Annotated in this window: 23 protein-coding genes; 6 read left to right on the forward strand and 17 right to left on the reverse strand. The window is 71.0% G+C overall.

Annotation, left to right across the window (positions count from 1 at the left end):
- Positions 1 to 153 precede the first annotated feature (153 nt).
- The gene (locus KFLA_RS23600) at positions 154 to 1,515 is read right to left on the reverse strand and encodes a 6-phospho-beta-glucosidase (RefSeq protein ID WP_041289461.1); all 1,362 of its coding nucleotides are present in this window, start codon (positions 1,513 to 1,515) and stop codon (positions 154 to 156) included.
- Positions 1,512 to 2,264 carry a DeoR/GlpR family DNA-binding transcription regulator gene (locus KFLA_RS23605; protein ID WP_012922335.1) on the reverse strand — a complete coding sequence of 251 codons (753 nt, stop codon included), beginning with the start codon at positions 2,262 to 2,264 and terminating at the stop codon, positions 1,512 to 1,514. The genes KFLA_RS23600 and KFLA_RS23605 overlap by 4 nt, the downstream gene beginning before the upstream one ends.
- 123 nt (positions 2,265 to 2,387) lie before the next feature.
- Here KFLA_RS23605 and KFLA_RS23610 point away from each other — a divergent pair, with 123 nt between their 5' ends.
- The 4 genes from KFLA_RS23610 to KFLA_RS23625 all read left to right on the forward strand — a co-directional run bounded on the left by KFLA_RS23610 (position 2,388) and on the right by KFLA_RS23625 (position 5,929).
- Positions 2,388 to 3,392 carry a carbohydrate kinase family protein gene (locus KFLA_RS23610; RefSeq protein WP_012922336.1) on the forward strand — a complete coding sequence of 335 codons (1,005 nt, stop codon included), beginning with the start codon at positions 2,388 to 2,390 and terminating at the stop codon, positions 3,390 to 3,392.
- A 44-nt stretch (positions 3,393 to 3,436) separates the two neighbouring features.
- Positions 3,437 to 3,631 carry a hypothetical protein gene (locus KFLA_RS23615; RefSeq protein WP_012922337.1) on the forward strand — a complete coding sequence of 65 codons (195 nt, stop codon included), beginning with the start codon at positions 3,437 to 3,439 and terminating at the stop codon, positions 3,629 to 3,631.
- 23 nt (positions 3,632 to 3,654) lie between these two features.
- Positions 3,655 to 5,007, forward strand: a complete 1,353-nt coding sequence (locus KFLA_RS23620; RefSeq protein WP_012922338.1) for an SPFH domain-containing protein — start codon at positions 3,655 to 3,657, stop codon at positions 5,005 to 5,007.
- Between the two features lie 142 nt (positions 5,008 to 5,149).
- A complete protein-coding gene (locus KFLA_RS23625; protein WP_012922339.1) occupies positions 5,150 to 5,929 on the forward strand; it encodes a peptidoglycan DD-metalloendopeptidase family protein in 780 nt (259 codons plus the stop codon).
- Between the two features lie 66 nt (positions 5,930 to 5,995).
- On the opposite strand, the gene KFLA_RS23630 is transcribed toward KFLA_RS23625, so the two are convergent.
- From KFLA_RS23630 to ffh, 8 genes are all read right to left on the reverse strand, one after another.
- Positions 5,996 to 7,123: a S1 family peptidase gene (locus KFLA_RS23630; RefSeq protein ID WP_012922340.1), complete on the reverse strand. Its 1,128-nt coding sequence runs from the start codon at positions 7,121 to 7,123 to the stop codon at positions 5,996 to 5,998.
- Between the two features lie 117 nt (positions 7,124 to 7,240).
- A complete protein-coding gene (locus KFLA_RS23635; protein ID WP_012922341.1) occupies positions 7,241 to 7,879 on the reverse strand; it encodes a LuxR C-terminal-related transcriptional regulator in 639 nt (212 codons plus the stop codon).
- The gene (locus KFLA_RS23640; RefSeq protein ID WP_012922342.1) at positions 7,867 to 9,102 is read right to left on the reverse strand and encodes a sensor histidine kinase; all 1,236 of its coding nucleotides are present in this window, start codon (positions 9,100 to 9,102) and stop codon (positions 7,867 to 7,869) included. Before KFLA_RS23640 ends, KFLA_RS23635 begins: the two co-directional genes overlap by 13 nt.
- Before the next feature lie 141 nt (positions 9,103 to 9,243).
- Positions 9,244 to 10,611 (reverse strand): N-acetylmuramoyl-L-alanine amidase, encoded by a 1,368-nt coding sequence (locus KFLA_RS23645; RefSeq protein WP_012922343.1) that lies wholly within the window; start codon positions 10,609 to 10,611, stop codon positions 9,244 to 9,246.
- Between the two features lie 181 nt (positions 10,612 to 10,792).
- Positions 10,793 to 11,887 (reverse strand): amidohydrolase family protein, encoded by a 1,095-nt coding sequence (locus tag KFLA_RS23650; RefSeq protein ID WP_012922344.1) that lies wholly within the window; start codon positions 11,885 to 11,887, stop codon positions 10,793 to 10,795.
- A 25-nt stretch (positions 11,888 to 11,912) separates the two neighbouring features.
- Positions 11,913 to 12,986: a lytic transglycosylase domain-containing protein gene (locus KFLA_RS23655; RefSeq protein WP_237706581.1), complete on the reverse strand. Its 1,074-nt coding sequence runs from the start codon at positions 12,984 to 12,986 to the stop codon at positions 11,913 to 11,915.
- Between the two features lie 405 nt (positions 12,987 to 13,391).
- Positions 13,392 to 14,864 (reverse strand): lytic transglycosylase domain-containing protein, encoded by a 1,473-nt coding sequence (locus KFLA_RS37130; protein ID WP_012922346.1) that lies wholly within the window; start codon positions 14,862 to 14,864, stop codon positions 13,392 to 13,394.
- Between the two features lie 202 nt (positions 14,865 to 15,066).
- Positions 15,067 to 16,644: a signal recognition particle protein gene (ffh, locus tag KFLA_RS23665; RefSeq protein ID WP_041290433.1), complete on the reverse strand. Its 1,578-nt coding sequence runs from the start codon at positions 16,642 to 16,644 to the stop codon at positions 15,067 to 15,069.
- Positions 16,645 to 17,002: 358 nt separating this feature from the next.
- Here ffh and KFLA_RS23670 point away from each other — a divergent pair, with 358 nt between their 5' ends.
- Entirely contained in the window at positions 17,003 to 17,743 is a 741-nt protein-coding gene (locus tag KFLA_RS23670; RefSeq protein ID WP_237706582.1) for an arginase family protein, read from the forward strand.
- 36 nt (positions 17,744 to 17,779) lie between these two features.
- Here the strand turns inward: KFLA_RS23670 and KFLA_RS23675 are convergent, their stop codons facing one another.
- Genes KFLA_RS23675 through KFLA_RS23690 form a run of 4 tightly spaced genes read right to left on the reverse strand, consistent with a single transcriptional unit; the run spans position 17,780 to position 22,793 of the window.
- A complete protein-coding gene (locus KFLA_RS23675) occupies positions 17,780 to 18,823 on the reverse strand; it encodes a DUF2332 domain-containing protein (RefSeq protein WP_012922349.1) in 1,044 nt (347 codons plus the stop codon).
- Positions 18,824 to 18,832: 9 nt separating this feature from the next.
- Positions 18,833 to 21,091, reverse strand: a complete 2,259-nt coding sequence (locus tag KFLA_RS23680) for a [protein-PII] uridylyltransferase (RefSeq protein WP_012922350.1) — start codon at positions 21,089 to 21,091, stop codon at positions 18,833 to 18,835.
- Positions 21,092 to 21,102: 11 nt separating this feature from the next.
- On the reverse strand, positions 21,103 to 21,441 hold the full coding sequence (locus tag KFLA_RS23685; RefSeq protein WP_012922351.1) for a P-II family nitrogen regulator: 339 nt from the start codon (positions 21,439 to 21,441) through the stop codon (positions 21,103 to 21,105).
- Entirely contained in the window at positions 21,438 to 22,793 is a 1,356-nt protein-coding gene (locus KFLA_RS23690) for an ammonium transporter (protein ID WP_063822789.1), read from the reverse strand. The genes KFLA_RS23685 and KFLA_RS23690 overlap by 4 nt, the downstream gene beginning before the upstream one ends.
- Positions 22,794 to 23,044: 251 nt before the next feature.
- Between KFLA_RS23690 and KFLA_RS23695 the strand changes: the two genes are divergently transcribed.
- Positions 23,045 to 23,641, forward strand: a complete 597-nt coding sequence (locus tag KFLA_RS23695) for a TetR/AcrR family transcriptional regulator (RefSeq protein WP_041290436.1) — start codon at positions 23,045 to 23,047, stop codon at positions 23,639 to 23,641.
- A gap of 5 nt (positions 23,642 to 23,646) precedes the next feature.
- Here KFLA_RS23695 and KFLA_RS23700 read toward each other — a convergent pair whose 3' ends face one another.
- From KFLA_RS23700 to KFLA_RS23710, 3 genes are read right to left on the reverse strand one after another with little or no spacing between them, the layout of a single operon-like run.
- Positions 23,647 to 24,900: a hypothetical protein gene (locus KFLA_RS23700; RefSeq protein WP_012922354.1), complete on the reverse strand. Its 1,254-nt coding sequence runs from the start codon at positions 24,898 to 24,900 to the stop codon at positions 23,647 to 23,649.
- Positions 24,897 to 25,349, reverse strand: coding sequence for a sigma factor-like helix-turn-helix DNA-binding protein (locus tag KFLA_RS23705; RefSeq protein WP_012922355.1), 453 nt, complete (start codon positions 25,347 to 25,349; stop codon positions 24,897 to 24,899). Before KFLA_RS23705 ends, KFLA_RS23700 begins: the two co-directional genes overlap by 4 nt.
- Positions 25,350 to 25,375: 26 nt before the next feature.
- Positions 25,376 to 26,326: an NAD(P)/FAD-dependent oxidoreductase gene (locus KFLA_RS23710; RefSeq protein ID WP_012922356.1), complete on the reverse strand. Its 951-nt coding sequence runs from the start codon at positions 26,324 to 26,326 to the stop codon at positions 25,376 to 25,378.
- Between the last annotated feature and the right edge of the window lie 72 nt (positions 26,327 to 26,398).

Raw genomic sequence — 26,398 nt, forward strand, 5'->3', positions numbered from 1 at the left:
GTGGGGTCTCCTCGGAATCACAAATGGGGTGAGCCGCACGCCGTCGTGGGGACAACGGGTGGAAGCTCGAATGGGCCGGCCGGCGGGTGGAGTTAGAGGGCTGCACAACATCCGGACGGACTCAGCCTGACATTGTGCCAGATCCACCCGGCGTCAACCAATCCGGGACCGGTACGCCGCCAGGTCGGGAAGACGCTCGGCGTACCCGTCGAGCAGCTTCGTGGCGGTGTTCACCGAGTCGATCAGCGGATGCCAGGCGAAGGCCCGCAGCGCGGTCGACCGGGACCCCGTCGCCGCGGCCTCGATCGTGGACCGCTCCACCGCCTTGACCGCGCTCACCAGTCCGGCCTGGTGGTCGGTCAACTGCGACACGGTCAGCGGCCGGGCCCCGTTGGCGTCGACCGTGCAGGGGACCTCCACCACGGCGTCGTCGTCCAGGTGCCTCAGCGTGCCACGGTTGCGGACGTTGAGGATCAGCGAGGCGCGCTCGTTGTGGGCGATCGCGCGCATCAGCGAGAGCGCGACCTGTTCGTACCCGCCCGCGGACATGTCCCGCTCGTCCCGCTCCCCCGCGTCGGCGACCTCCCGGCTCTCCACCATGTACGTCGACTCGCGCTCGGCCCGGGTCTTCTGCCACAGCTCCAGCGCGTCGCCGGGGCGGCGGGTGGTCTCGGCGTAGAAGTCGGACTGCTGGTCGAGCAGGAACTTGCCGCGCGTCTTCTCCACCGACTGCACCGCGGCGAGGGTCTCGCGGGCGAAGTAGTAGTAGTGCAGGTACTCGTTGGGGATCGCGCCGAGCGAGCGCAGCCACGAGGCGCCGAACAGCCGGCCCTCCTCGAAGTCGCCGAGCGATTCGGAGTCGGCGAGCAGCTTCGGCAGGTGATCCACTCCGCCGGACTGGAGTCCACGCAGCCAGCCGAGGTGGTTCAGCCCGGCGTAGTCGTAGAACGTCTGCGAGGCGTCCAGTCCCAGTGCGAGCGCGGCGCGCCGGCCGAGGCCGGACGGTGAGTCGCAGATGCCGATCACTCGGTCGCCGAGGTACGGCAGCATCGCCTCGGTCACCATCCCGGCCGGGTTGGTGAAGTTGATGACCCAGGCCTCCGGCGCCACGGCGGCGACCCGCCGGGCGACGGCGGTGGCGACGGGCAGCGTGCGTAGCCCGTACGCGATCCCGCCGGCGCCGACCGTCTCCTGTCCGAGAACGCCGAGGTCGAGCGCCACCCGCTCGTCCACCGTACGGCCTTCGAGCCCGCCCACCCTGATCGCGGAGAAGACGAAGTCGGTGCCGCGCAGAGCCTCGTCCAGATCGGTTGTCGCCGTCACCACGGGCGCCGAACTACTGTCGTCAGTGCGGTCGGCCTGTTGCTTCAGCACCGCGGTGATCGCGTCGAGGCGGGTGCGGTCGGTGTCGTAGAGCGTCACCGAGGTGATGCGGCCTTCACCGCGATCCGAGAGCAGGGCCTGGTAGACGAGCGGCACGCGGAACCCTCCGCCGCCGAGCATGGTCAGTTTCACGCCAGCACCACCTGCACTCCCGCTTCCGCCAGTTGGGCCCGGGTCGCCTCGTCGGCGCCGGGTTCGGTCACCACCGTGGTCAGTTCGCCGGGGTCGCAGACCTTGGCGACGCCGTGGCCGGGGAACTTGCTCGCGTCGGCCAGCAGCACCACCCGGTCGGCGGCCTGGATCATCGCCCGCTTCACCGGGACCTCGATCATCGTGCTGTCCATCACCCTGCCGTCCGGCCGGACCCCGCTGGTGCCGAGGAACAACGTGTCCACGTGAATCTGCCGCAGGCTCTCCTCGGTCAAGTACCCGACCAGGGAGCGGTAGCTGCGGCGCAGCAACCCACCGAGCACGATCAGCTCGATCTGCTCGTCGTTCTGCAACTCCTCCAGCACCGCGAGGTTGCTGGTGACAACGGTCAGCGAGCGCCCGTGCAGCTGCTGGGCCAGCTGGTGCGCGGTGGTGCCGATGTCCAGCAGCACCGACTCGCCGTCCTCGATCAGCTCGGCGGCCTTGCGGGCGATCCGGTTCTTCTCGTCCGCCCGCACCGCGCTCACCTCGGCGAACGGCTCGTCACCGCCGTCGACGGCCAGCGCACCGCCGTACACCCGGGTCAGCCGGCCCTGCTCGTGCAGGGCTTCCAGATCGCGGCGGATCGTCGCCTCGCTCACGCCCAGCTGGGCGGCCAGCACTTTGACGCCACCGGCCCCGTCGGCCCGGAGCGCGCGCACGATCTGGTCCTGACGCTGCTTCGGCAACACAGCAAAGACCGTATCACCCAAACTCCGTCACATTCGCTCAAATACATGCAGACCTATTGCGCGGATCGCGCGAGCCGACCAGACTGTTTGCACGAGTGTGAGCGATCGTGCAGGGGTGTGACGATGGACCAGCTGGATGTGGTGGTGTCCGGCCTGGTCTTCCACGACCTCGTGCTCGGTCTGCCCGGTCCGCCGCGCCCTGGCACGGAGGTCTGGGCGACGGACTCGGCCGAGAGCCCCGGCGGGATCGCGAACTTCGCGGTCGCGCTCGCCCGGCTCGGACTCCGGACCGGACTGGCCGCGGTCTTCGGCGCCGACGATCTCGGCGACCGGCTGCGCGACCGGCTCACCACCACCGAGGGCGTCGACCTGTCGCTCTCCCGTACGCTCGCCGGCTGGCAGACCCCTCTCACGGTGGCCCTTGCCTACGACAACGACCGGGCACTGGTCACCCGGGGCACCCCTCCCCCGCTGTCGGCCGACGAGCTGATCACCACGCCGCCGGCCGCCCACGCGGTCGCCGCCCACATCGGCCCGTGGCCGAACGAGTGGCTGGCCGCCGCCAAGGCGGCCGGCAGCGTGGTGTTCGCCGACGTCGGCTGGGACCCGTCCGAGCGCTGGGACCCCACGGTCCTGGACCAGCTCGAGCACTGCGACGTGTTCCTGCCGAACGCCGGCGAAGCGATGAACTACACCCGCACGGCCGGTCCCGAACAGGCCCTCGACCGGCTCGGCGAGCTGGTGCCGGTCGTCGTCGTCTCCAACGGCGCCCAGGGCGCGCTGGCGCTCGACGCCGGCACCGGCGAACGGGTCGTCGTACCGGCCTACCAGGTGCCGGCGGTGGACACCACCGGTGCGGGTGACGTGTTCGCTGCCGGGTTCATCGCCGCCACGTTGTGGGGACTGCCGCTGGCCGAGCGGGTCCGGTTCGGCTCGCTGACCGCCGCGATCTCGGTGACCCGGCTGGGTGGCGCCGACGCGGCGCCGCGCTGGGCCGACCTCGCCGCCTGGCAGCACGACCACCCGGAAGACCCGTCCCTTGCCGCGCTGCTGGGGAACCACGGCGCAACCAACGCGGCCGATGCAGCACCTGTGCAGCCGCTCGGTAGGTGGTCGGGCCGGCGATAGGGTGCGGGAACGAGAGCGGTCCTGAGCGCGTCGGAAGGTACGTCATGGTGGGGAAACGGGGACGCGTGATCGGGCGGGTCGGTCCGGGCATCGTCGGTGAGGTGATGTTGCCGGTCCGCGGTGCCACCGAAGCCTTCTACGCTTACCCGGCGGCCGACGAGGTGATCGAGGTGGGCACGCCGGTGGTGGTCGTCGACTTCGATCCGCCCCGCTCGGTCTACGTCGCCCGCGCCTTCTGAACGCTTCGTTCCCTGGAGGGGAAATGCTCTGGACGTACCTGATCGTCGGCGCCATCGCGCTGGTGGTCCTGCTGCTGCTGTTCCGGATGGTCTGGCGGGTGGCGGAACCGAACGAGGCGCTGATCATCTCCGGCCTCGGCGCGCACTCCAGCCACGAGCAGGTCAACGAGACCCTCGGCTTCAAGATCGTGGTCGGCCGCGGCACCGCCGTACTGCCCGGCTTCCAGACCGTCCGCCGGTTGCCGCTGGATATCCGGGCCACACCGCTGACCGTCACCTGCGTGTCCAGCCAGGGCATCCCGCTGCACATCAAGGGCGTCACGGCGTACAAGGTCGGGGACGACTACGGCTCGATCGCGAACGCGGCGCGGCGGTTCCTGGAGCAGAGCGACGAGCAGGTGATGGGCACCATCCACGAGCTGTTCGCGGGTCACCTGCGGGCGATCGTCGGCTCCACCACGGTCGAGGAGATGCTGCACGACCGGGAGACGCTGACCACCAACATCCGCGGCTCGCTGGCCGGCGACATGGAGAAGCTCGGCCTGGTGGTCGACTCGCTGCAGATCCAGGAGATCGACGACGAGTCCGGCTACATCAAGAACCTGGGCCGTCCGCAAGCCGCCGCGGTCGAGGCCGCGGCCCGGATCGCGCAGGCCGAGCGGGACCGGGAGGCCACCGAGCGCGAGCAGGTCGCCGCCGCCGCGAAGGCCGCCGCCGTCCGGCAGAGCTCGATCGCCCAGGCCGGCTACCAGGCCGAGGTCGACCAGGCGAACTCCAAGGCCTCGCAGTCCGGCCCGCTGGCCGAGGCGCTGGCCCGCCAGGAGGTCGTGGTCGCCGAGACCGAGACCGCCAAGCTGAACGCGTCGCTGGCCGAGAAGCAGCTGGAGTCCAGCGTGCTGAAGCCGGCCGACGCCGAGGCGTACAAGCAGCGCACGCTGGCCGCGGCCGCGCGCGACGCGCAGATCGCCGCCGCCGAGGCGCAGGCCCGCGAGGTCACCCTGCGCGGTGAGGCGGAGGCGAAGGCCACCGAGCTGACCGGTAAGGCCGAGGCAGCCGCGGTGCAGGCCAAGGCGATGGCCGAGGCGGCCGGCATCAAGGCCCGCGCCGAGGCGCTGGCGACGAACACCGACGCGGTGGTCGCCCAGCAGCTGGCCGAGGCGTACCCGCAGATCGTTCAGGCCGCGGCCAGCTCGTTCGAGAAGGTCGGCAACATGGTCGTGCTCAACGGTGCCCAGGGCATCGAGGACACCCTGGTCAAGACGATCACGATGGGTGGCTCCGGCTTCGCGCTGGCCAAGCAGCTGATCGACTCGCTGAGCACCAAGCCGGCCGACGGGCAGCCCGCCTTGGAGCCGGTGAAGAACGAGACGGCCTGACGTTTTCGACCGTCGGTCAGTCAGTTACTGCACCTGAATCGAATCCGTTTCTCGCTGACCAGCGATGCGCTAGCTTGAGCCCATCACTCCAGGCGTCACGGACATCACCGCCCGTGACCGGTCGCTTGAGGGACTGATCATCGTGCTCAAACGGATTCTCAGTGTTCTGGCCTCACTCCTGGTCGGTGCCGCCACGCTGGTGGCGGTACCGACCGAGGCGCAGGCCGCGCCCAACTTCAAAGCCCCCTACCCCTGTGGTCAGCGCTGGACCTACAGCCACCACTCCGCCGAGGTCCGCCGCGCCCTGGACTTCGTCCGCGCGGACGGTGGCGTCACGAACGGAACGCCGGTACTCGCTTCGGCGGCCGGTGTCGCGACCCGGTACTCCCAGCCCAGCGGAGCCGGCAACTACATCGCGATCGATCACGGCGGCGGCTGGAAGACCTACTACTTCCACCTCGGCGTCTTCTCCGTGGCCAGTGGCGCGTACGTCGCCCAGGGCCAGCAGATCGGAACCACCGGCAGTACCGGCAACTCCTCCGGCCCGCACATCCACTACGAGCAGCTGTACAACGGCGTCGGCCAGAACATCGTCATCAACGGATCAGGTCTGGCCTACCCCGGCTCGTACAACCAGTACTTCCTCACCAGCGACAACGGGTGCGGCGGCAGTGGTGGCAGTTTCATGACCTGGGGATCCGGCATCCGGATCCGCTCCGACGCCCGGCTGTCCGCTCCGGTCGTGGGCACGCTGGCCGGCCCGACGCAGGTCTGGGTGGTCTGCCAGAAGCAGGGCGACACGGTCACCGCCGAGGGCTACACCAACAACTGGTGGTCCAAGCTGCGTGACCAGAACGGCTTCATCACCAACATCTACATCGACCACCCGGCGGCGCAGCTGCCCGGCGTCCCGATCTGCTGAACCTCCCTGTTGCGTCCGAAGAAGCCGGGCCTGCTGCGCTCGCTTCTTCGGACGCAACGCTGGTGGTCAGGCGGTGTGCAGGGTCAGCCCGTACGCTCCGAGGATCTCGTTGACCGGCTGGAACCAGGTCTCGCCGCCGCTGGAGCAGTTGCCCCAACCGCCGGACGTGACGCCCTGGGCCTGGTCACCGGTGATGAACGAACCGCCGGAGTCACCACCCTCGGCGCAGACGCTGGTCTTGGTCGCGCCGTAGAAGAGCTGGCCGTTGCCGTAGTTCACCGTCTCGTTCTTGGCCCGGATGTGGCCGCAGTGCCAGTGGGTGGTCGACCCGCTGCGGCAGACCGACGTACCGACCGGGGCCTCCCAGGAGCCGCGGACGAGCTGGTCGCTGACCTGGCCCCAGCCGAGCACGACCGGCACGGTCCACCAGCCACTGTCGACCTGGACCCAGGCGTAGTCGTTGCCGGGGAAGGACGATCCGCGGAAGACACCCTGGGCCGAACCGTCCCAGCCCCGGGTCCGGGCCCCGGCACCCGAGCAGTGGCCGGCGGTGACGAAGCCGCCGTGCACGGAGAAGCCGATCGAGCAGCGGACGTTGCCGGTGTAGTACGGGTCTCCCCCGACCGTGCCCGCCGCGAAGGTCCGGGGGGCCTGGGCCGCGACCTCCCGCACGCTCACCGCGCCGGCCTTGGCGACTTTGTCAACGAAGGCATCGACCGCCGCGGAGCGCTTGCCCGCCTGGACGTTGACCACGACGGTGCCGGTCCTCGGGTCGGCCGACCAGCCGCTCACCGCCGCCGGCACGTTCGTGCCGGCCAGCTTGTCGACGGCCGCCTTGCGCCGGTCGAGCACCGCCGCGGTCACCGGCACGACGGACGCCTCGGCTCCGGTCGCACGGACCGCGTCGGCCGCGGCCGGCGAGGTCACTCCGACGACCAGCTTCTGCCGGGCGGCGTCGTACCAGGTGCCGCCGAACGCCGTACCGGCTGCTCGCTGGGCGGCCGGGACCAGCTTCGTCGCCGCGGCCTCGGCCCTGAGCAGCTCCTTGACCTGCTGCTCGGTCAGACCGAGATCCTTCTGCAGGGCGGCGGTCTGCCGCGGCACCGCGAGCGGCTGCTCGGGGGACGCGGCCATCGCCTGCGCGGGCACGGCCAGCAGGCTCGCAACCAGCGCGGTGGACACCAAGATCTTCATGACGGACTCTCCTCACCTAGGGGCGGTTCGGTGCGGTGAGAGCGCTCTCGCGACACAGCGTGGACGATGCGGCACGGGCCGTCAAGGGCTCGGCGCTTTCGTTGTCAGAGCAAGCGCTTACAGACCGAGGTGCGCCAGCACCGCGAGGACGCGGCGGTGGCCGGAGTCGGTCGGCGGCAGGTCCAGCTTGAGGAAGACGTTGCCGACGTGCTTGTGCACGGCGCCCTCGCTGATCACCAGCTTGTCGGCGATCGCCGCGTTGCCCAACCCCTCTGCCATCAGCGCGAGCACCTCGCGCTCGCGCGGGGTCAGCCGGTCCAGCGGGTCGTTCCGCTTCGTCATCAGCTGGCTGACCACCTCGGGGTCGAGCACCGTGCCGCCCGCGGCGACCCGGCGGACCGCCTCGAGGAACTCGTCCACCCGGGAGACCCGGTCCTTGAGCAGGTACCCGACCCCTTCGCTGCCGGAGGCAAGCAACTCGGCGGCGTACACCTCCTCGACGTACTGCGAGAAGACCAGGACCGGCAGCCCGGGCCGGACCCGGCGGGCCTCGATCGCGGCGCGCAACCCCTCGTCGGTGAACGTCGGCGGCAGCCGGACGTCGACGATCGCGATCTGCGGCGACTGCTCGTCGAGCGCACGGGCGAACTCGGCGGCGTCACCGGCGACGGCGACCACTTCGAAGCCGGAGTTGCCGAGCAGCAGGCCGAGCCCCTCGGCGAGAATCGGGTTGTCCTCGAGGATCACGACCCGCACGGCAGGATCACCTCGACCGTCGTCGGCCCGCCGATCGGGCTGGTCAATTCCATCCGTCCGTCGATCGCTTCCACCCGGTGAACCATGCCACGCAGGCCGCTGCCCCGGCCGAGCAGGTCCGGCTGGTCGCCGACCCGGGCCCCGCCGATGCCGTCGTCGGTGATCGACAGGTACAGCTCCGCCCCTCGGCGCTCGAGCAGCAGGTCGACCCGGCCGGCCGCCGAGTGCTTGGAGACGTTGGTCAGCGACTCGGCCACCACGAAGTACGCCGCGGCCTCGACCGCCGCGGGGACCTGGCCGAGGTCACCGACCCGCAGGTCGACCGGGATCGGGCTGCGCGCGGACAGGGCCGACACCGCGCCGGCCAGGCCTCGGTCCTGCAGGATCGGCGGGTACATGGTCCGCAGTACGCCGCGCAGCTCGGTCATCGCCTGCTCCGCGCCGTCACGGGCGTCGTCGAGGAGCTGAGCGGCCTTCTCCGGGTCGTTGGCCATCAGTTGCTTGGCGACACCGATCCGCATCGCCAGGGAGACGAGCTGAGCCTGCGTGCCGTCGTGCAGGTCCCGCTCGATGCGGCGCAGCTCGGCACCGTGCGAGTCAACGGCTCCGGCGCGGCTCTTGGTGAGCTCGTCCACCCGCTGGGCGAGTCTGGCGGTCTCCAACTCGGCCTGGCTCGGCGCGAGCAGTCGGCGCAGCCCGCGGGCGTATCCACTCGCCACTGCGGGAGTGACCCACCCGAGAAAGGCCAGGCCGACCAGCACCTGCGCCGGTCCGAGGACCAGCGCGTCCAGCCAGCTGTCCACCGGCACGCCCATCATGGTGAACTCGCCGGGGTCCAGCTGCCACAGGGCGATCCCGATCAGGCCGCCGGGCGCGGCGAACAGAGCGATCGTGGCCACGAACAGCCCCGGCACGGTCAGCAGAACCATCGGCAGCAACCACAGGCTGCGTCGTACGGAGCGGTCCTTGGCCAGGGTGACGAAGTCACCCGGCTTTCGGGTGGCAGCCTTCGGCAGCGGCGGCTCCTCCGGCAGACCGAGGTACCGGCTCGCCTTGGCGCGTTCAGCGTTGGCCAGCTCGACCAGACCCGCGGTGAGGCCGGGCACCGCCCAGCTCAGCAGCAGGCCGATCGGCGCCGCCGCCAGCAAGGCGATCCCGAGGGCGAACCGCGTGAGCAGGTAGCCGGCGGCCGTCCAGCCGCGCCGCAGGATCTTCGTGAGCATCGTTGTGCCTCCATCGTCGTCAGCACCGATCCTGCGCCAACGGAGACACCTTCGTCGGTACAGCAGGCTCTACTCTTCCACCGGGCGCCTGCTGGATCCTACCGAGTGCTCCGGGGCCGGCCCCGGAGCACTCGGCGTCGATCAGGGACAGATCGGAACGCCGGGCAGCTTGGCGTCCGGGTGGTCGATGTAGATGTTGGTCATGAAGCCGCCCTGGTCACGCAGCTTCGACCACCAGTTGTTGGTGGTGCCCTCGGCGGTCACCGTGTCGCCCTGCTTCTGGCAGGTGACGTAGACCCGCGTGGGGCCGGCCAGCGTGGTCACGATCGGCGCGCTCAGCCGGGCGTCAGAGCGAACCCGGACCCCGCTGCCGTAGGTGGTGAAGTTGGACGTCGGCGTGCCGCCGTTCACCAGCTGCATGTAGTAGGTCCAGTTCCAGTTCGGCCCCGGGTCGGTGTGGTCGTTGTCCGGCAGCTCGTTGTGGCCGCGGATGTGCGCCCGGTCCTTCGGGATGCCGCGCCGGTCGGCGATGCTCCTGGTCAGCGCCGCCGACGAGCGGTACATCGCGTCGGTGAACCACGACGGCTGGTCGACCCAGCCCTCGTGCTCGATGCCGACCGTGTACGGGTTGGTGCTGCGGGCGTGCCAGGCGGTGTCCTTCTCGGCCACCATCTGGGTGACCTGGCCGTCGCTGGAGCGGATCACGTAGTGCGCGCTGACCTGGGACGCCGGGTTCTTGAACCAGCTGATCGTGCCGGTGTACGAGCCCTGGGTCACGTGGATCACGATCGTGCTGATCGCCGCGGTCCGGCCGACCCGGTAGTTGCTGGTGCTGGCCGGGTTCCAGATCGCGCCCGGGTAGTCCACCGCCGCGATCGAGCTCGGCGTCCGGGTGCCGAGCGGAGCGACGTTCGTGTACTTGCCGCGGTCCGGCGTCACCTTCTTCGGCTGGATCGAGACGCCCGCGGCGCCGACGCCCTGGCCGATGATCCGGTAGACCTCGTCGGTGTAGAGCCGGGCGGTCGGACCGTCGGCCGAGTGCGAGTACTGCGCGACGACGGAGTACCACTTGCCGAGGTCCTGGCGGGCGGCCCCGGCCAGGCCCGCGCGGTCGGCGTACGCGTCGAGCACAGCGGCGGCGCCGAGAATGTTCGACCCGGTGTCCTTGGCGAGCTGCTCGACCGGCAGACCGGTGATCTTGGCCGCTTCGGACAGCGTCGGGTTGACCGGGTTGCTGGCCAGGTGCATGACGCCGTAGCCGTTGGCCTGGCTGGGCAAACCGTTGTGGCCGTCGAGGTGGGACTCGGCGTAGCCGATGCCGACCAGCAGCTCGCGCGGTACGTCGTACTGGGTGGCCGCGGTCCGGAAAGCCTCGGCGAGGCTGGGAGCACCGGTCTGCGGCGCCGGCTGGGCGGCGTTGCTGGGCAGTGCGCTGAACGCGAGGGCGCCGGCGGCGGCGACGGCGAGTACGGCGGTCAATCGGGGGACGCGGGCGGCAGTCTTACCCATGGGCGGTTCCTTCCGCTGTGACGTCCGCACGCGCCTCCCGCGACGGACGTCCCACCGAGGGGCGTCGGCAGGTGCAGCACACGCTAGGGCAAAATCTTCCGGTCCGACCAGTGGTCAGGTGAATTTTCTCCCGTCACAGCGTGAATTCGCCTGCTCACGCAGGCCAGGACGGCTCAGTGCCTCAGCCCTTGACGATCCGGCCGCGCAGCACGATCAGCCGCGGGCTGTCCAGCACCGCCGGATCACGGCGCGGATCCTCGTCGTAGACCACCAGGTCGGCCGGTGCCCCGGGCACCAGCTCCCCCGGTACGCCGAGCCACTCGCGGGCCGCCCAGGACCCGGCCCCGAGCGCCTGCTCACCGGTCATCCCGATCTGGGTCAGTGCCTGGATCTCGGCCGCGACCAGACCATGCCCGAGCACACCGCCCGCGTCCGTCCCGGCGTACACCGGGACTCCGGCCTCGACCGCGTGACGCAGGGTCTCGTGGCGGCGGGCGAACAGGTCCCGCATGTGGGCGGCGTACCGCGGGAACTTCGCCTCGGCTTGGTCGGCGTAGCCCGGGAAGTTCTCCAGCTGGATGATCGTCGGCACGATGGCGACCCCGCGGGCGGCCATCTCGTCGAGCATCTCCGGCCGTAGCCCGGTCGCGTGCTCCAGGCAGTCGATGCCGGCAGCCAGCAGGTCCGGCAGGGCGTGCTCGCCGAAGACGTGCGCGGTGACCCGGGCCCCGAGCTCGTGGGCGCGCGCGATCGCGGCGGTCAGCGCCTCGGCCGGCCAGCAGGGCGTCAGGTCGCCGGCGTCCCGATCGATCCAGTCGCCGACCAGCTTGACCCAGCCGTCCGAGCGGCGGGCCTCCTGCTCGACGTACGCGACCAGCTCGTCCGGCTCGATCTCCCAGCCGTAGTTGCGCAGGTAGCGCTTGGACCGGGCGAGGTGCCGGCCGGCCCGGATGATCTTCGGCAGATCCTCGCGGTCGTCGATCCAGCGGGTGTCGGCGGCCGAGCCGGCGTCGCGGACCAGCAGCGCGCCGGCGTCCCGGTCGGCGATCGCCTGCTGCTCCTGGGTGACCTGGTCGACCGCGCCGTGCTGGTCGAGGCCGATGTGGCAGTGCGCGTCGACCAGGCCCGGCACGATCCAGCCGCCGGTGCTCACCGTACTGACGTCAGCAGCGGCGGGCCGGTCGACGACCAGCCCGCCGCTGAGGTGGATTTCCTGCCGCTCGCCGGCCGGCAGCACCGTGCCGACGAGCCTGAGTACTCCGGACGCGGTCGTCATAGAGCCGACCGTAACCGGGATGGCGTCAGCCGTGCGACCCGCTGCCCTGGGTGCACGGTGTGGGGTTGCCCTCGCCCGTGCAGGGCGACCCGGACGGCGTGTCCGACGGGGTCGGGGTGTCGCTCGGCGTCGGCGTCGGGGTGTCCTGCGTCGGCGTCGGCGTCGGGGTGGGCGTCGGGGTGTCCTCGGTCGGCGTCGGCGTCGACGTCGGCCGGGCCGACGGCGGCGTCCGGGTCGGCCGCGGGGTCGGCCGCTCGGTCGGCGTCGTCTCCTCGATCGGGTCCGGGATCGACGGCGTCACCTCGACCGGCGTGCTCGGCCCCGGCTTCGGTGTCGCGGTGCCGGTGGTGGGCAAGGTGTCGTCCGGCACCTCGGGGACCTGGCGCGGGTCGACCTTGCGCTCGGCGTTGCCGGTCGGCTTCGGCGCGGACAGGTTGCCCTTCGCGTTCGGGATCAGGACGGCGCTCTTGCTGTAGACGCGCATCCAGCGCAGCACGGTGGCGACGAAGTCCTTGCTGTGCTGGTACCGCAGCAGGGCGGCGACCAGGTCCCGCGGGCGCTTCAGGTCGTCGCCCTCGGAGCACAGGTAGACCGCGACCGTGGTGACCGCGTCGTACACGTTGTTCGGGTTGCGGAAGGTGTCACCGTTGCCGTCGGCGCCGAACTCGTTCCAGACGCCGGGGATGATCTGCATCGGGCCGACGGCCCGGTCCCAGACGCGGTCGGTGTCGTACCGGCCGCGGTCGGTGTCGGGGATCCTGCCCAGGCCGGCCTTGCCGTTCAGCACCGGGCCGAGCAGCCGGCCGCGGGTGGTGCCGGCCACGTCGACCCGGCCGCCGCTGGCGTGGTTCGACTCGACCTTGCCGATGCCGGCCAGCAGCGGCCAGGTGAGGCCGCAGTTCGGCCGGACGACGGCGAGGTTCGCGGTGGCGCGGCGGTACGCGGGGAAGACACCGCGCGGGATGCCGTTGACGGCGTTCGGGCGGCCAGGGCGGACGACCGAACTTCCGTCGGTCGCACCCTGGACGGGCACGTCGGCACGGGCAGGCTTGTCAGATCCGATCCGGCCGTCCACTCCGGGACGCTGCGGAACGATCATGGTCAGTTCGTCGAATTCACCGCTGTTCAGTCCGGCTCCAGGCGAAGGAGCGACCGGGCTGTCCGCCGCGAGCTGGCCGGAGGCACCGGCTCCGCCCGAGGCGACCGTCACGATGGCCCCGACCAGGAGCGGGGCCGTGCACAGTGAAGCGATGATGATTTTGACCCGACGGTTACCACTACGGGTTAGGCGCATGATCGGCTCAACGATCGATACGCCAGAAAGTTACCGAGGACTGACGGAAAGTTACCTGAGCCGATAGCACCCTTGCCGCAGGCCCTTGGTCGGGGCGGGAGACGGGCTGTGCGCCCCTGGTACGCCGGGCGGGGATGGTTGCCTGGGTCCCGTACGACGGGCTGCCAGGCGGCGTCGTACGGCTCAGCCGAGTGCTTTTGGTTGCTCAGCTCACGGCGTGGGGGACGTCTTCTTCTGCGGGGCGTCGGTCGGGCTCGGCGAGCCGGTGTGCTCGGACTGGGTCGACTGCTGGCCGGACGGCGTCGCCGTGCAGCTGGGCACGGGCGCGGGAGTCTGCGTCGGGTCGGCGGTCGGCGGCGTCTCGTTCGGACCGCACGGCGTGGGGGTGTCCGTCGGCGTCGGGGTGGGCGTGGGTGTCGGCGTGGGTGTCGGCGTGGGGGTCGGCGTCGGAGTGGGCGTCGGAGTGGGCGTCGGCGTCGGAGTGTTCTGCGTCTGGGTGTGCGTCGACGTCGGGGTCAGCGTGGGCGCCGGCGGCTTGGTCTGCGTCGTCGGGACGCTGGTGGACGGCGGCCGCGAGGTGGGCCGGGAAGTCGGCGGCGAACTCGGACGCGGGGTCAGCGTGGGCGACCGGGTCGGCTGGGTCGGAACCGTCGACGGCACGGTGGTCGGCGCGGTCGTCGGGGCCGTCGTCGGGGCCGTCGTCGCCGGGCTGGTCGGGCTCGAGGTGCTGGTCGTCGCGGATGATCCCGGCGTGGTGCCGTCGTTGTCAGGCACCTGCGCCGGGTCGTCGTCCTGGTCCACGTTGCCGTTGTCGCCGGCCGGCGGGTCGATCACGCCGTCACCGTCGGGCGTGGTGACCGCGGAGTCGCTGTACGACTTCATCCAGCGCAGCACCGTGGACACGTACTCCATCGAGTGGTTGTAGCGCAGTACCGCCTGGACCAGGCCCTGCGGCTTGCTCAGGTCGGAGCTGCCCGAGCAGAGGTAGTCGCCGGCCGCCCGGGTCGCGTCGAAGACGTTGTGCGGGTTCTTCACGCCGTCGCCGTTGCCGTCGGCGCCGAACCCGTTCCAGGTGCCGGGGATGAACTGCATCGGGCCGACCGCGCGGTCCCACCGGGTGTTGCCGTCGAACCGGCCCTGGTCGGTGTCGCTGATCGCAGCCATGCCCGGGCCGCCGTCGAGCACCGGGCCGAGGATCTGGCCGCGGGTGTTGCCGGCGCTGTCGACCCGGCCGCCGCTGGCGTGCGCGGACTCGACCTTGCCGATGCCGGCCAGCAGCGGCCAGGTGATGTGGCAGCCGGGCTTGGCGACGGCCAGGTCGTTGGCCGCCTTCTGGTACGCCGCGAGCAGCGTGCCAGGGATACCGGAGACCGAGCCGGCCGGACCGACGGTCGGCTGCTGCAAGCTGTCGGTGGCCCCGGTGACCGGGACCTCGATTGAGGAGCGCTTCTCGGTGCCGACGCTGCCGTCGGCGCCGGGCTGGTTCGGCACGTCCTGCGCCAGGGCGTCGAAGATCGAGTCCTGGCGCGGCTGGCTGAGCGCGTGCGAGTCGACCACGAAGGTGTTGGAGGGAACGCCGCCGGCGACGAACACGGCGACCATCGCGGCAGGCGGAGCCAGGCAGATCCACGTCGCGGTCAACTTGCCCCGCCACGTGTCGAGATCCCTGAACTGCTGCCTCATCCGAACCGTCCTTCGACGTAGTCCGCAGTGACCCCATCCTCACGGGCGTAGGCACGATCTTAACGTCTGCCCGCTCGGCGACAACCGCTGTCGGAGCGTCCGGCCCCCCGGACAACAAGTCTCTACCCCGCCGACACCGACCGTACGGCGTACCGTCCCCCGCTGTTCCCGGCGCGGGACGTCCTCCCCTGCGACCAGCGTCCTACTTCTCGTCCTTGCCGTCCACCAGGTTCTTGAAAGCGTCCGGCAGTTCGAAGTTGCCGCCGGCGAAGTTGCCGCCACCGAAGGCCGCGGGCAGCTCGCCCGGCTGCGGCTCGGCCGGCCGGCCGGCGCCTGGGTTCGCCCGCTTGGCCGGGTTGCCCGAGCCGCGCTTCTTGCCCTTCTTCGCCTGCTGCTTGCCCTTCTTGCCGCCGCCCGCACCCGGCATACCCGGCATCCCGGGCATGCCCGGCATTCCGGGCAGCCCCTTGCCGCTGGCCATCGCGGACATCATCTTGCGCGCCTCGAAGAACCGCTCGACCAGCCCGCTCACGGTCGCGACCTCGGTGCCCGAGCCCTTCGCGATCCGGGCCCGGCGGGAACCGTTGATGATGTGCGGATCGGCCCGCTCGGCCGGCGTCATCGAGTGGATGACGGCCTCGATCCGGTCGATCTCGCGCTCGTCGAAGTTCTCCAGCTGGTCCTTGAACTGGGCCGCGCCCGGCAGCATGCCGAAGATCTTGGTCAGCGGGCCCATCTTGCGCACCGACTGCATCTGGGCGAGGAAGTCGTCCAGGGTGAAGTCCTTGCCGCCCTTCTTCTGCAGCTTGGCCGCGGTCTTGGCCGCCTGGTCGGCGTCGAAGGTGCGCTCGGCCTGCTCGATCAGGCTCATCACGTCGCCCATGCCGAGGATGCGCGAGGCCATCCGGTCGGGGTGGAAGACGTCGAAGTCCTCGAGCTTCTCGCCGTTCGAGGCGAACATCACCTGACGGCCGGTGACCTGCGCGATCGACAGCGCGGCACCACCGCGGGCGTCGCCGTCCAGCTTGGACAGCACCACGCCGTCGAAGCCGACGCCGTCCAGGAACGCCTGGGCCGTGGTGACCGCGTCCTGACCGATCATCGCGTCGACCACGAACAGGATCTCGTCCGGCGACACGGCGTCGCGGATGTCCGCGGCCTGCTTCATCAGTTCCTCGTCGACACCCAGCCGGCCGGCCGTGTCGACGATCACCACGCTGTGCTGCTTGGTCCGCGCCTCGTCCATCGCCCGGCGGGCCACCTCGACCGGGTCGCCGACGCCGTTGCCCGGCTCCGGCGCGAACACCGGTACGCCGGCCCGCTGGCCGACCACCTGGAGCTGCGTCACGGCGTTCGGCCGCTGCAGGTCGGCGGCGACCAGCATCGGCGTCTGGTGCCGGGTCTCCTTCAGCCACTTCGCGAGCTTGCCGGCCAGCGTCGTCTTACCGGCACCCTGCAGACCCGCGAGCATGATCACCGTCGGCGGCTTCTTCGCCATCCGCAGCTCACGCGTCGCACCACCGAGGATCGTGACCAGTTCCTCGTTGACGATCTTGATCACCTGCTGCGCCGGGTTCAGCCCCCCGCGCACCTCGGCCCCACTGGCCCGCTCCTTGACCGCCGCGATGAACTCCTTCACCACCGGCAACGCGACATCGGCCTCCAGCAACGCGATCCGGATCTCCCGGGCGGTCGCGTCGATGTCGGCGTCGGTCAGCTTGCCCTTGCCCCGCAGATTCTTGAACGCGGCGGAAAGACGGTCGGAAAGCGTGTCGAACACGAGGAACAGTCCGTTTCTTTCGGTGAAGCCCAACAACCCGGCACAACTCCGCGAGTCTACCGGTCCCGCGCTCCACTCCCACCTGTGGACAACGGCCACGAGGTGCGGATCACCAGAACCGGTCGCGCGGCCGGGGGCCGGTGATTGACAGGGGCGTCGGACCGCAGCAGCATTAACCACTCATCGGTCGACTTTTGGTTAGGTGATGTGCGTGAGGCCTCGGGTTGTGCTGGACGGGCCGTCCAACTTGGGCTTGCGGCCGCCGGTGGTGGGGGCGGTGCCGGGGTGTTACAAGTTGGCGGGGGCGGTGCGGGATCAGGGGTTCGTGGGGCGGGTCGGGGCTCGGGATGCGGGGTGTGTGACACCGCCTCGGTACGACCGCGGGGACTGGCAGCCGGGGGACGGGGTGTTCAACGCGGCGGCGATGGCGGGGTACAGCGTGCGGGTGGCGGAGCGGGTCGGCCGGTTGGTTGATGAAGGCAACTTCGTGGTGCTGCTGGGTGGGGAGTGCAGCAACCTGCTCGGGCCGGCGGTGGCGTTGCGGCGGCGGGGACGGTTCGGAGTGGTCTACCTGGACGGGCACTCCGACTTCCGGACCGTCGACAACTCGCCGTACGTCGGCGCGGCGGGTGGGGAGGCGCTGGCGCTGGTGACGGGCCGTGGGCAGGCGGATCTGACGGATCTGGAGTCGCTGCGGCCCTACGTGCGGGACACGGATGCGGCGCTGCTCGGGATCCGGGACGACGACGAGTACGAGCCGGACGTGCGAGCGGCCGGGATCCCCGTGTGGCCGGCGCGGGACATCATCGGGGATCCGGCGAAGGCGGCGCGTGGAGTGCTCGAGCGGATGGAGCGCGACGAGCTGGACGGGTTCTGGGTGCACCTGGACGTGGACATCCTGGACGCCGAGGTGATGCCGGCGGTCGACAGTCCCGATCCGGGTGGGCTGCAGCATCAGGAGCTGCAGGACCTGCTCGAGCCGCTCCTGGCCTCGACGCAGTGCGCGGGGATCGACATCGGCATCTTCGACCCCGACCTCGACCCGGACGGCAAGTACGCGGCCGAGCTCACCGACACCCTCGTCGCAGCCCTGACCTGACCTCGGCGTAACCCAGCTGGCGCACCGAATCCAGGCTCACTCCCACACAGCAGGCACCCCGTGCGGCGCCGCGTGCCCGAGGATGCGCGGCACGCCGGTCGGCCACACCTGCAGCACGATCAGGAACTCGTACGGCGCGTCCGGAGTCCGCCGCATCGGCTCCAGACAGAGCCGCGCGAGTGGAGCCGTCGCCGTCGCCCGCTCCCCCAGCTCGGCGATCGCGGCGTCGGCGGCGGCCTGGTCGGCCTGCGTGAGGTACTGCCACATCACCGAGTGCCAGACGACCGTCACGTGCCCCTCGGCCAGTTCGAGGTTGCGCAGGAAGGACAACGCGTCCTCCCGGCGTACGTCGGCCGGCACGTCGCGAGCCACCGCGAGCGCACCGCGCAGCCGGGCCAGCCGCTCGGTCATGTCCGGCCACACGTACGACATGAGCGTGAGCGCGCCGTCCTCGCTCAGCGGGTTCACCGGGTTGATGTCGCTCCCGACCCGCTCCGCGATCCGCAGTGCGGGCGCCGGCTGGATCGGGCGCCCCGACCACGCGTCGGCGAACACCACCGGGCTGTCAGCGGCACCGAACGACGTGCCGTCGGCCAGGTCGTAGCGGAAGTGGTCGGCGCGCAGGTTCAGCCCACCGCTGGAGCCGATCTCAAACAGCCGTACCGGCAGCGGAACCACCTCGGCCAGCCGCAGCAGGCCGCCGTAGAGAGCAGTAGAGCGGCCCACCTCGTTGGTCTGCGGCGGCTGGCTCAGCAGACTGCGCAGCTCCGGACCACGCGCCTGGAGCACCTGCTCGAACGCCTCCCAGCCCAGCACCGGGTCCCACTCACCCCCGACGCTCGGGTAGAAGACGCCGAGCTCCGGCACCTCCCGAGCGAGCACCAGCCGGTGGACCGAGCCCAGCAGCCGCAGTGCGAGTGCCGACGGCCCTGGATCCTGCTCATGCCCGGCCAGCACCTCGGTGGAGACTCCGCCGAGCTCGTAATCGTCCACGAGCCGGCGGAGAAGATCGGCGTACAGCGGGGAGCCGAGCTCTTCACACGCAGCGGCCTGGAGCTTGAATGCTTCGACGACGTCCACACCCCGACCCTAAAAGGTCAGCCGATCGAGGATGGTCTTGGCGGTCACCCGCGCGTCCTCCTCGTCCAGCGGCGAGCCGTGGCCGTCGGTCAGGTAGAAGACGTCGACGCACTCGGCGCCGAGCGTGCTCACGTGCGCCGACCTGATGTCCGCGCCGGTCGAGGCGATCGCTGCGGTGATGTCGTACAGCAGCCCCGGCCGGTCGTGCGCCCGGATCTGCAGCACAGTCGCGGTCTCCGACGCGTCCGGCAGCAGATCCACCCGACTGGCGGCACCCTTGCGGACGGACGAGTCCCGCGCGGCCAGCCGGCGTACGAGGTCGCTGTTGTCGCGCAGTGCCACCGACAACCGGTCCCGCAGCCGCACGGGATCAGGTGGTGAGCCCGCGACCGTCCACTGCGAGATGCCGAGCCCTTCCACCGAGGTGATCACCGCAGACCGCACAGCGAGCCGCTCGACAGCCAGTACGGCGGCCACGGTGGACAGCGTCCCGACCTGGTCCGGCACAGCTACGTTGACCTGCACGTCTCCGTGATGGTCGGACACGGTGACGCCCAGCCGTCCGATGCCGACCACCTGGTGCAGCTCGGGCACCGGAACGGGCGGAGCTTCGGTCCACAGTCCGGCCCCTCCACCGGACAACTCACCCCGCACCCGGCGGCACAACTCCCCCACCAGCCGAAGCCGCCAAGGTGACGAGGCTGCGGGACCGGCCGCCCGCGCATCGGCGTACGTGAGGGCCTCCAGCAGGTCGAGCGTGTCGGTGTCGCCCACGATGCCCGCGACGAGGTCCACGGTCATCGGGTCGTCCAGGTCCCGCCGGGTGGCGACCTGCGCCAGCATCAGGTGCTGGCGAACCAGCAGAGTGATCGTGTCCGCGTCCACCTCGCTGAAGCCGAGCCGGCGCCCGATGACGGCAGCGATGACTGCACCGGTGACGCTGTGATCGCCTTCGACCGCTTTGCCGAGGTCGTGCAGCAGCGCGGCGACCAGCAGCAGGTCGGGACGGCGTACGTCGCGCACCATCTTCGACGCCTCGACACAGGTCTCCAGCAGGTGCCGGTCGACCGTGAAGCGGTGGACCGCGGACTGCGGCGGCCGGAACCGCACGCTCTCCCACTCGGGCAGCAGCCGGGAGACGTAGCCGGCCTGGTCCATCGCCTCCCAGACCTCCAGCAGACCTTGCCCAGCACCGAGCAGCGCGCAGAACAGCCGCCGCGCCTCGCCCGGCCAAGGCTCCGGCAACGCAGCCGCGGTCGCGGCCAGCCGGTCGCAGACAGCAGGTGAGAGGACCAGTTCACGATCCGCAGCGACCGCTGCAGCACGCAGACCGAGTGCAGCGTCACGCTCAGGCCGAGCGTCAGGCATGAGGACGACTTCGCCCTCGTGCTGCCCGACTCCTTCGTCCAGCGCCAGCAGCAACGGCCCACCGGTACGACGACGCCGGGAGCGCGGAGGCCGGTTGACCAGGCTCTCGATGCGCCGCCAGGACACGTCGCACACGTGCGCGAGCGTCCGCCCGGTCGAGTACACCTGCCGAAGCAACTCGTCACGCCCGTCCAGTCCGAGCCCGGCTGCGACGTCACCGGCCACGTCGGCGACCAGCCGGTCCGTCGCGCGTCCGGCAACGCTGTGCAGCTCGTCCCGGATGTTCAGCAGGTCCAGCCGGGCCCGCTCGACCACCGGGTGCGGTACGTCGATCAGCCAGGACGCCACCAGCGCCCGGAGTACGACGGCGTCGCGCAGGCCGCCGTACGCCTCCTTGAGGTCCGGCTCGGCAAGGTGGGCGAGCTCTCCGACCGTGTCGGCGCGGTCCCGGCAGGCCTGGGCGAGCGCGGGCAACCGGGTCTTCGCCGTACGCCGCCAGTCGGCCATCAGCACGGACCGCAAGTGCAGGGTGAGGTGCGAGTCCCCGGCGACGTGCCGCGCGTCCAGCAGACCCAGTGCGACCCGTACGTCGTCGGCCGCCGCCTGTCGGGCGTCGTCGATCGTCCGGACGCTGTGGTCCAGCCTCGTCCGCGAGTCCCACAGCGGGTACCAGATCTGCGCGGCGAGCTCGTCCACCCGCGGATACCCCTCGACGTGCACCAGCATCACGTCCAGATCGCTGTACGGCGACAGCTCCTCCCGGCCGTAGCCGCCGACAGCGACCAGGGCGACGCCCTCGGTGGGAACACCGAGGGCGTCGCAGGCTTTCGCAAGCAGCAGGTACAGCAGTTCGTCGGCCTCGCCGGCCCGAACGCGCCGCTGTGCCGCCCGGTCCACCATCTACCGCGTCCTCACAGAGCGTCTCCGTCGACCTCGCCGGTCCGGACCCGGACGATCGTCTCCACCGGGGTCACCCAGACCTTGCCGTCGCCGATCTTGCCGGTCTGCGCGGCCTTCACGATCACGTCCAGCACGTCGGTGCTGTCGCCGTCCTCGACGACCACCTCGAGCCGGACCTTCGGCACCAGGTCCACCTCGTACTCCGCACCCCGGTAGACCTCGGTGTGGCCCTTCTGCCGGCCGTAACCGCTCGCCTCGGTGACCGTCATCCCGGTCACCCCGAACGTTTCCAGCGCGGTCCGGACGTCTTCGAGCTTGTGCGGCTTGACCACCGCGGTGATCAGCTTCATGCGTTCGCACCTTCCTTGTCAGCAGCGTCCTTGGCCGGGGCGTCGTCGACCGGCGCCGGGGTCCGGACCGCCGTGGCCGGGCCGCGCAGGCCGGAGCCCGCGGCCAGGAAGTCGTACGCCGTCTCGGCGTGCTCGACCTGGTCGACACCCTCCCGCTCGTCGTCCTCCTTGATCCGGAAGCCGATCGTCAGGTCGATCAGCTTGGCCAGCACGAAGGCGACCACGAAGGAGTAGACCCCGACGATCAGGTTCGCCAGCGCCTGCCGGCCGAGCTGACCGGCACCGCCACCGTAGAACAGGCCGTCCACCGCCGACGGCGCGGCCGCGGAACCGAGGAAGCCGATCGCCAGCGAGCCGACCAGGCCGCCGACCAGGTGCACGCCGACCACGTCGAGGGAGTCGTCGAAGCCCAGCTTGTACTTCAGCGACACCGCGAAGGCGCAGATGCCACCGGCCACGACACCCAGGATCAGCGCGCCGACCGGGGTGACCGCGCCGCAGGCCGGGGTGATCGCGACCAGACCGGCGACCGCGCCGGAGGCCATGCCCAGCGTGGTGGCCTTGCCGTGCCGGATCCGCTCCACGATCAGCCAGCCGATCACGGCGGCCGCGGTGGCGACCTGGGTGTTCACGAAGGTGACCGCGGCGGTGGTGCCGGCCGACAGCGCCGAGCCGGCGTTGAAGCCGAACCAGCCGAACCACAGCAGCCCGGCGCCGAGCACGACCAGCGGCAGGCTGTGCGGCCGCATCGGGTCCTTGCGCCAGCCGACCCGCCGGCCCAGCACGATCGCCAGCGCCAGCGCCGCCGCACCGGCGTTCACGTGCACCGCGGTGCCACCGGCGAAGTCGATCGCCTTGATGCCGGTGGCGATGAAACCGCCGCCACCCTCGCCGTCGAGGTACCACACGGCGTGCGCGACCGGGAAGTAGACCAGCGAGGTCCACAGCGCCACGAACACGATCCAGCCGCGGAACGAGGCCCGGTCGGCGATCGCGCCGGAGATCAGCGCCGGCGTGATGATCGCGAACATCAGCTGGAAGGCCACGAAGGCGAGCGTCGGGATGGTGCCGCTGACCGCCTCGGGGGCGATCAAGCCCTTCAGGCCGGCCACCGAGAAGTTCCCGATCACCCCGCCGTTGTCACCACCGAACGTCAACGAGTAGCCGACCACCACCCACAGCACGGTGACGACGGCGATGGTGATGGCACTCATCATCATCATGTTCAGCACGCTCTTGACGCGCACCATGCCGCCGTAGAAGAAAGCCAGGCCCGGTGTCATCAAGAACACCAGGGCGGCACTGACCAAGACCCAGGCGGTATCGCCGGCGTTGATCTCCATCAACGTCATCCCTTCCATCGATCTGGGGGTGACCGGCGTCCTCGTCGAGAGGTGCTCCACAGCGCCGGGAAGCCTGCGCGCGGCCACATCGCACACGGTGTCGGCGCGCCGTTTCAACCGATCGGTCCGTATGTTTCGGCGATGTGACAAAGCGCTGCGTCAGGTGACATCCAGGTGACATCGCGCCGGATATGGCACTCTGGCTGGACCACACGGCCGCAGCCGCGCCACTGCGACCGTCCGAGCTGGGGACGACCACGATGGGGACGAACGACGGGGACAAGCCGCGCCGCGGCCGACCGCGGGACCCGGACGCCGAGCCGAGGATCCGCCGGTACGCCGTGCAGCTGCTGCTGGAGCGCGGGTTCGAGCGCATGACGGTGGACGACGTGGCCGAGGCGGCCGGCGTCGGCAAGGCCACCATCTACCGCCGCTGGGCGAGCAAGGAGCAGCTGGCCAACGACGCGCTGGCCGGGCTGTTCGACATCGAGATCCCGGACGCGGACACCGGGTCGATCGCGGGCGACCTGCGCCAGGTCTACCGCGACGCGCTGGCCTTCGTGAACACCAAGGAAGGGGTCGCGCTGGTCCGGCTCGCGGTCACCGAGATGAACCGCGGTGAGCAGTTCGCCGTGTTCTACCGCGCCTTCCTGCAGCGCCGGATCGCGCACACCGCGGCGGCGCTGGAGCGCGCCCGGGCCCGCGGCGAACGGATCCGCCCGGACGCCGACCCGGTGCTGATGGTGCAGTGGCTCGCCGGCGTCCTGGTGATTCGCGCGCTGACCGGCGAGGCGATGCCGACGGTGGCCGACGCCGACCACCTGATGGAGATGACCCTGCGCTGCATCGTCGAGTAGGGCGGTCAGTCCCGCAGACCGGGGCCCAGGGCAACTGCTTCGACGTCGACCTCGGTCACTCGGCGGACCTGCCCGGTCTCCAGGTTCCACGACAGGATCCAGCCGGTGACCTGGAGCAGGACCGTCGACGCGTCGTACCAGCCGGCCACGGCGCAGCAGTCGCGCTCGCGAACGGCGTCCGGCGTACTGGGCCCTGACGGCGGTGGAGTGGCCGGAGGTGTTTCGCCGAGCACCAGCAGGCGACTGGGCTCGCTCGGCACGGCGGAGATCGCAGCCACCACCTGCGGCCGGGACGCGATCGTCGGCACCTGCGGCAGCTGGGTCGCGGTGAACAGCCGGGCCGCGACGTTGCCACTGGTGAACGTCTGCCCGGTCCAGCTCTGCACCGGCAGCTGGACGGTGTCGTCGACCGTCCAGCCTCGCAGGATGGAGCGCATCAGCACGACCTGCCCCGCCACCCCGTCCAGCCGGTACGGCGAGGTCGCGGCGTGCGGGTCGACGCTGGGCTGGATCGGCGCCACCTCCTGGGCCCCACTGGCGGCGGGGTTGATCGCCACCCGGTACGTGCTGCGCGGGCCGCTGACCAGCATCCGCTCGCTGTCCACGAGCCAGGACACGCTGCGGATGTCCTGGTCGGCCAGGGCGATGCGCCGGATCTGCGCGGAGGCCGATTCGACGACCACCACGCCACCGGGCTGCGGGAAGGCCACCCGGCCACCGCTCGGGGCGACCGAACCAGGACTGAGAGGCGAGCCGGTGGCGATCGGAGCCAGCAGCACGTCCGCCTCGGACCACTTCGCGTCGCTGCCCAGCAGGAGCGGCCGGAAGCCACGGTCGGTCCGGGTGAGCACCACCGCGGCGATCTGCTCGACCGGCTGGGCCTGAAGAGGCTCCGCATCGTCGGGGTACTGCAACTGTTCACCCATCGGGGTCGACAGCCGATCCAGGAACGGCTCGCTGCCACCGGGCGGCGCCAGCCAGAAGTCCATCCCGGCGATCTGTCCAGCGGGCGGCACATAGCCGGGCGGGTGGCTCGGCGGCCGGTCCGGCGAGGTCAGACCAGCGCTCGGGCCCTTGACGGCGACCAGGATGCCGGCAGCGGTCAGCATGAGCAGAACCACTGCCAGCACCACGGCCGTCGTCCGTCGCCTGCGCCGGCGAAGCGTCAGTCCGCCGGCCCAGGCCGAGTCCGCCAGGTCAGGCTCAGGTAGCTCGTCCACTGCCCGCTGCAGCAGCGGCCGGACGTCCTCGCGCCTCATCGCCGGTCCCCGGCGCTACGCCAGTCGCCATGGCCCAGCCCGCTGCGGAACCGGCTCAGCGCAGCCTGGCCGTGGCTGTGCACCGCGGTGTGGGACAGCGAGAGCAGATCCGCGATCTCGAACTCGGTGAGCTCCTCGTAGTACAGCAGCACGAACACCGTGCGCTGCACCGGACTCATCCCACCGAGCGCCGATCGGGCGAGCTCGTCGTCGCCCTCGAACACACTCGCCCTGTTCCAGCGCGACAGGGCGGGCTGGTAGAGCACGCGCTGGACGAACATGTCCGGGTCGTCCTCGCGCCCCCACACAAGTGACAGCCGGCTGAAGGCGTGCAGCAGTTCCGCCTCGGCCCGCGCCGGGTCGCCGTAGACGAGGTAGGCGCTGCGCAGCCACCTGCCCTGCCGCGCATCGACGTACGAGGCGAAATCGGGGTCGACCGTGTCGCGCATCCACCCTCCCGCCCCTATTCAACGCCTCAACTGCTGCGCGCGGCCACTGCCCGGCGAGTGTCTTCTGCGACCAGTTCGGCGTTGATGCCCGCGCCGGCCGCGAGTCCGGCCGCCGCGGCGCTGATCACCTGGGCCATCGGTTCGGTCACGTTGCCGGCCACCCAGACGCCCGGCACGTCGGTCGTTCCGCCCGGACCGGCGTCCACCGCGGTCCCGATGACCACTCCACGGATCTCCCGGTCGCCCGCCTTGAGGCCGAGCTCGTCCAGGAACCGCGCCCGCGCCCGCAGCGACGTCTGGACCACCAGCGCCTGCCGGGCGATCACCCGGCCACCCCGCAGCCGTACGCCGGTCAGCCGGTCGTCCGTGGTCTCGACGGCCTCCACCTCGCCCTGCACCACGGAGATGCCGCGCGCGGCCAGTTCCTCCCACTGCTGCTCGGTCGGCTCCGGCCCCTCGTGCAGGAACAGCGTGACGTCGTCGCTCAGCTGCCGGAACAGCATCACCTGGTGGATCGCCATCGGTCCGGTCTGCAGCACGCCGATCGCCTGGTCCCGCACCTCCCAGCCGTGGCAGTACGGGCAGTGCAGCACGTCCCGGCCGAACCGCTCGGCCAGCCCCGGTACGTCGGGGAGCTGGTCGGTCACACCGGTCGTCACCAGCAGCCGCCGGGCCTGGAACGTCCGCCCGTCGGTCAGCTCGACCTCGAACCCGATCTCCGCGTCGCCGGTCGGCCGGGCGGACGTGACGGTCCCGGTGATCACCTCACCGCCGTACCCGGTCACCTCGGCGCGGCCCAGCGCGGTCAGCTCGGCCGGCGGCGTCCCGTCCCGGGTCAGGAAGTTGTGCACCCCGTCGGCGGGCGCGTTGCGCGGGTCTCCCCGGTCGACGACCAGCACCGACCGCCGGGCCCGGACCAGCGCCAGGGCTCCGCTGAGTCCCGCGGCTCCGCCACCCACCACGATCACGTCGTACATGTCGATCTCCTTCTCTCGGTCTGCTCCGAGAATCCGCGAGCATCGCGAGAATGACAAAGATCTTTGCCAAGA

The organism is Kribbella flavida DSM 17836, from assembly GCF_000024345.1.
Classification (GTDB): domain Bacteria; phylum Actinomycetota; class Actinomycetes; order Propionibacteriales; family Kribbellaceae; genus Kribbella; species Kribbella flavida.